General features: G+C 74.6%; 1 protein-coding gene. It reads right to left on the bottom strand.

Annotated elements, in window-relative coordinates; genetic code table 11:
- Window positions 1–6,185, bottom strand: a 6,185-nt coding sequence (locus AB0K60_RS37550; RefSeq protein ID WP_364066575.1) for an amino acid adenylation domain-containing protein, incomplete at both ends; no start/stop codon positions are given.

Genomic DNA, 6,185 nt, shown 5'->3' with positions numbered 1-6,185 from the left:
TCCTGGTTCTCGTACGCCTCCAGCGCCCGGTCCCGGACCTGCGCCAGCACCTGCTCGAAGGTGGGATTGCCGGACAGGTCGACCCGCAGCACCCACGTGTTGACGAAGAAGCCCACCAGGTCGGCGAGCGCGGCGTCGGTCCGGTTGGCGATCGGGGAGCCGATGGCGAGGCGGTCGCCCGCGCCGAGCCGACTGAGCAGCACGGCGAGCGCCGCCTGCATGACCATGGACACCGTAGCCCCCTGATCGGCGGCCAGTTCCTCGACCGCCGCCAGCAACTCGGGCGCGAGCCGGAATTCCACGGTGTCGCCGCGGTGGGTGGCCACGCGCGGCCGGGGCCGGTCCGCGGGGAGCCTGATCGGCTGCGGCACATCGGCCAGTTCCCGTCGCCAGTACGCCGTCTGCGTGGCCAGCACGCTGCCGGGGTCGCCGGGGTCGCCCAGCATGTCGCGCTGCCAGAGGGTGTAGTCGGCGTACTGCACGGGCGGTTCCGGCCGGCGGGGCGCGGCGCCCCGGCGGCGTGCCGCGTACGCCGTGCCGAGGTCGCGGGCGAGCGGGGCCATCGACTCCCCGTCGATGGCGATGTGGTGGATCACCAGCACGAGCACGTGCTCCTCCGCGCCGATCCGCAGCACCGTCGCCCGCACCGGGATCTCCGCGGACAGATCGAACGGGAGCGCAAGCGTGGCGTCGACGGCCTCGTCCACCCCGTCCGCCGCGGTCTCGACCAACCGGGTCTCGAACCGCAGCTCCTCCACCGGCACGACGTGCTGGTACGGGATCCCGTCCGGGTCCTCGACGATGAGCGTCCGCAGGGCCTCGTGCCGCCCGATCACGTCCCGGAGGGCCGCGCCCAGCGCGGGCACGTCGAGCGGCCCGTGCAGCCGCAGCACGTGCCCCTGGTTGTACATCGCCGAGGGTCCCTCGAACCGATCGATGAACCACAGGCGCCGCTGCGCGTGCGACAGGGGCACGCGGTCCGGCCGCCGGGACCGGCGGACCAGCGGGGGCCGGGCGGCGGTGCCGGGCGACAGGTGGCGGGCCAGTTCGGCCACCGTCGGCGAGTCGAACACCTGCCGGATGCGCACCTCGGCGCCGAGCGTCGCCCGGATCTGGTTGACCAGGCGGGTGGCGAGCAGGGAGTGCCCGCCCAGCAGGAAGAAATCGTCGTCGATGCCGACCCGCGGCTCGCCGAGGACCTCGGCGAACAACCGGCACAGCGCCGCCTCGTACGCCGTGCGCGGCGCCCGGTACCGGCCGCCGCCGAACTGCGGCTCGGGCAGCGCGGCCCGGTCCAGCTTGCCGTTGGGCATCAGCGGGAACGCGTCCAGCGCGACGAAGACCGAGGGCACCATGACGTCGGGGAGCGTGGCCGACAGGTGCTCGCGCAGTCCGTCGGGGAGGCCGCCCGCCGCGGGCAGCACGTACGCCGCGAGGTAGGTCCCGCGCCCGCCCCGGGCCCGGCGCGGGACGACCGCCGCCTCGGCGACGCCCGGATGCGCGGCCAGGACCGCCTCCACCTCTGCCGGCTCCACCCGGACGCCGCGGATCTTCACCTGGACGTCGGTGCGCCCGCCGTACTCCAACCGGCCCTCGGCGTTCCACCGGGCCAGGTCTCCGGTCCGGTACATCCGCGAGCCGGGAGGCCCGAACGGGTCGGGGACGTACCGTTCCGCGGTCAGCCCGGGCCTCCCTCGGTAGCCGCGGCTGACGGTCGCGCCGGATACGTAGAGCTCTCCGTACGTGCCCGGGGGCACGGGCTGGAGATCGGCGCCCAGGACGTACACGCGCACGTTGGCGAGCGGGGTGCCGATGGGCACCTCGGGGCCGCCGTCCCACGGGTCGTCGCCGCCGATCGCGTACGTCGTGGCGTAGAAGGTCTCCGTCTGGCCGTACCCGTTGACCACCCGGACCCCGGGGAACGCCGCGCGGACCGACCGGACGAGGGAGGCCGGCAGCCGCTCCCCGGCGAAGGCCACGGCGGAGGGCCGAATCCGGCCGGCCGCGCCGTTCACCACCTCGGCGAACGCCGACGGGACCGAGCTGATCACGTCACCGGTCCAGGCGTCCCGCTCGGCCAGGACCAGCACGTCCCGGACCACCTCGACGCTGCCGCCGGTGCACAGGGTGGAGAAGATCTCGAACACCGAGACGTCGAAGCCGATCGACGCCTGGGCGAGCATCCGGGCCCCTGGCCCGCCCACGCTCTCCGCCAGGCCCGGGATGCAGTTGACGACGTTGCGGTGGGTGACGATGACGCCCTTCGGCTCTCCCGTGGACCCGGAGGTGTACATGACGTAGGCCGCGTTGCCGGGACGCGCCACCCGCCGGTCCCGCCGTGCCGAGCCGCCGGTGCGACGGTTCGCCTCAGCGACCAGTCCGGCCACGTCGACCCGTTCGACGCCGACCCGTTCGACGCCGTCCGCCGCGGGTGCCTTCGGCTCCTCGGCGGCGGGGGCGGCGACGAGGAGCGCGGGCCGCGCGTCGGCGAGCACGTGCCCGAGCCGGTGAGCGGGAAACCCGGGGTCGATCGGGAGGTACGCCGCGCCGGATTTCCACACGCCCAGCAGCGCGACGACCAGTTCCGGCGAGCGGGGCAGCGCGACCGCGACGATCGACTCCGGCCCCACGCCGCGCCCGGCGAGGCCGCGCGCCACCGCGTCCGCCCGCTCGTCGAGCTCCCGGTAGGTGAGCGAGCGGTCGTCCCCGATCACCGCGACGGCCTCCGGGGCGGCCGCGGCCTGCCGTTCGAACAGCTCCGGCACGGTCAGATCCGGGATGGGCGCGTCGGTGTCGTTCAGGTCGTGCAGCAGACGCCGCCGCTCGTCCTCCGACAGCACCTCGATCTTGTGAACGGGCACGTCGGGGTCCGCGGCGAACCGGGCCAGCACCCGGTGCAGCCGCTCGGCCATGGCCTGGACGTCGCCGCGCCGGAAGGCGCCGTGCTGGTACTGCAGCGACAGGCGCAGGGTGGGATCGACGTCGGCCGTCACGACCAGCGGGTAGTGGGTCCCGGTGACCGGGGTCAGACCGGAGCAGACCAGACCCGCCGCCTCCGTCGCATCGCTCAGGCCGGCGTGGTTCACGGGGAAGGACTCGAAGACGACGAGCGTGTCGAACAGCGTCTCCACCCCGACGGCCCGCAGGATGTCGGGCAGTCCGTAGTGGTGGTGGTCCAGTAGTGCGGCCTGCCGCTCCTGCAGGTCGGTCAGCAGCACGGCGAGGGAGCTCCCGGGAGCGCAGTCCATCCGCACCGGCAGCGTGTTGATGAACAACCCGAGCATCTCGTCCACCCCGTCCAGCCCGGCGGGCCGGCCGGAGACGGTGGTTCCGAAGACCACGTCCCGGCGGCCGGTCAACCGGCTGAGCAGCAGCGCCCACGCTCCCTGCACCACGGTGTTGACCGTGATACCGAGTTCGGCGGCGCGGGCGGTGAGGCGCCGCACGAGCTCCGGAGGCAGCGGCACCTCCACGTTCCCGACGTCGCCGCCCGCGGCGGGCCGTACCCGCACCCCCGGGGCCAGGAGGGTGGCGTCGTCCGTCCCGGCGAACTCGGCGGCCCACGCCGCCGCGGCCGCGTCCCGGTCCTGCCGCGCGAGCCAGTCGAGGAAGGCGCGGTACGCGGGGACCCTCGGCAGCGCCCACGTCTCACCGCCGTTGCCGTAGAGGCGGAAGAGGTCCTCGATCAGCAACGGCACCGACCAGCCGTCGAACAGCACATGGTGGGTGGTGAGCACCAGTTCCGCGCGGTCCGGCGCGGTCCGCACGAGCGACATCCGCATCAGCGGCGGCACGGCCGGATCGAAGGGCGTGGCGCGCTCCTCCGCCAGCAGGCGTCGCAGCTCCTGCTCTCCGCCGGCCGTCATCACGTGCCGCCACGGCAGTTCGACCCGCTCCGGCACGACCTGTACCAGACCGCCGGCGGAGTCGGGCGGGAAGGCGCAGCGCAGGTTGGGGTGGCGGTCGAGCAGCGCCTGCCCGGCCGCGCGCATCCGGTCCGGGTCGATCTCGCCGGTCAGATGCAGCACGAACTGCATCTGGTAGGCGTCGTGCGCGGTGGTGTCCAGCAGCGAGTGGAACAGGATGCCCTGCTGCATGGCGGTCAGCGGCCACACGTCCGCCGGCTCGCCGTACCGCCGCCGCCAGGCGTCGAGGTCCCGCTGGGTCACCGGCACCAGCGGCACGTCCGACGGCGTGAGCCCGCCCGCGCCGGGCTCGGCGGCGTGCGCGGCCAGGCCCGCGAGCGCGGCCGACCACAGGTCGGCGAGCTCCTGCGCGTCGGCCCGGGACAGTACGCCCGTCGGGAAGGCGAACCGGGCGGTGAGCTCGCCGGCGTCGGTGACCAGGCAGTCGATCTCCAGGACCGCCAGTGCGGGCATGTCGTCGTCCGGGGTGGCGATCAGGTCGCGGGCGTCGGGCGCCTCGGTCCAGCCGAGGCCGCGCAGGCTCTCCGGCATGTCCGCGGCCGAGAACCGGCCGACGTAGTTGAAGGCGATCTGGCCGTCCGGGAGCCGGGCCAGTTCGGCGGCGGTCTCGTCGTTGAGGTGGCGCAGCAGGCCGTACCCGAGACCGTGGTCGGGGATCGCGCGCAGGCGTTCCTTGATCGCTTTGATGGCGTCGCCCGCGGCGGGGCCGCCCGCGACGGCCTCGGCGGCGTCGATGTCGCCGAGATCCAGCCGGACGGGGTACATGCTGGTGAGCCAGCCGACCGTGCGGGTCAGGTCGGCCCCCGGCACGGCGTTCTCCTCGCGTCCGTGGCCCTCCAGCCGGACCAGGACGGACCGCTCGTCGACGCCGCGGTTCCTGCGCCACTGCCGGACGGCCAGCGCAAGCGCCGCGAGCAGCCCGTCGTCCACTCCGCACCGGAACGCCGCCGGGATGGCGGTGACCAGTGCGTCGGTCACGGTGGCCGGCACCCGTAGCCACACGTGGTCGACTGTGGCCGTCACGTCCACCGCCGGGTCGAGCGGCCGTGCTCCGAGATCGGGGTCCGGGCCGGTGACCATGGACCGCCACAGCGGCATCTCGGCCGCCCGGCCGGGGCTCTTGGCCTCCTCGGCCAGCGCGTGCGTCCAGCGCCGCAGCGACGTGCCCACCGCGGGGAGCGCGGGCGTCCGGCCCGCGCGCACCTGTCGCCACGCCGTGGCGAGGTCGGGAAGCAGGATGCGCCAGGAGACGCTGTCGACCACGAGGTGGTGCAGCACGAGCAGCAGCCGACCGGCACGGTCCGGCCCCGCGTCGTACCAGACCGCCTGAATCATCACGCCGGCGGCGGGCTTGAGGCGGCCGGCGGCCTCGTCGAGGTGGGCGGCGGCCCGGGCCCGCCACGGCTCGTCCCAGCGGCCGTCGCACGCGACCCGGTGGACCAGGGCGTCGGCCTCCACGGACCCGGGGGGAGCCGCGCGCAGCCCGTCGGTTTCGAGGCGGGCGCGCAGCGCGTCGTGCCGGTTCAGCACGGCCGTCAGCGTCTCCAGCAGCCCGGCTTCGTCGATGCCGACGGGCAGGTCGACGAAGGCGGACATCGCGAACCGGTTGTATCCGCCGCCGAGTTCCATCAGGTACCGCGCGGCCGGCGGCAGCGGCATCCAGCCCAGGCCGCCGCCCTCCAACTCCGTCAGGCCGCCGGTCTCGTCGTCGCGGCGGGCCACGGCCGCCGCCAGTTCCGCCACCGTGCGGTGCTGGAAGATCTCCCGCGGGCTGACCTTGACCCCTTGGGCGCCGGCGCGCGAGGCGACCTGAATCGAACGGATGCTGTCCCCGCCGATCGTGAAGAAGTCGTCGTCCACGCCCACCCGCTCCAGGCCCAGCACCTCGGCGTACACCGCGGCCAGGATCCGCTCGGCGGGCGAGTCCGGGGCCCGGTAGGCCGCGCCGCGGGACTCCGGCTCCGGCAGCGCGTCGCGGTCCACCTTTCCGTTGGGGTCCAGGGGCAGTTCGTTGATGACGACGAACGCGGCGGGGACCATGTACTCCGGCAGCCGGGCGGCGGCGAAGCGGCGCAGTTCCGCCGCCGACACGCCGCCGGTGAGGTCGACCTCGGTCTCGCGGATGCTCTCCGCGGTGCCGATCCAGGAGGAGCCGGTGCCGACGGGGACGATGTATCCGACGAGTCGGGTCGTTCCGGTACGGCCGGGCCGCGTGGTCACCACCGCCCGGGCGACACCCGGATGAGCGGCCAGCACCGC

The sequence above is a fragment of the Thermopolyspora sp. NPDC052614 genome (genome assembly GCF_040678635.1).
GTDB lineage: Bacteria > Actinomycetota > Actinomycetes > Streptosporangiales > Streptosporangiaceae > Thermopolyspora.
The sequence above is the reverse complement of the archived record's forward strand: the minus strand, read 5'-3'. Positions and strand labels throughout refer to the sequence as shown.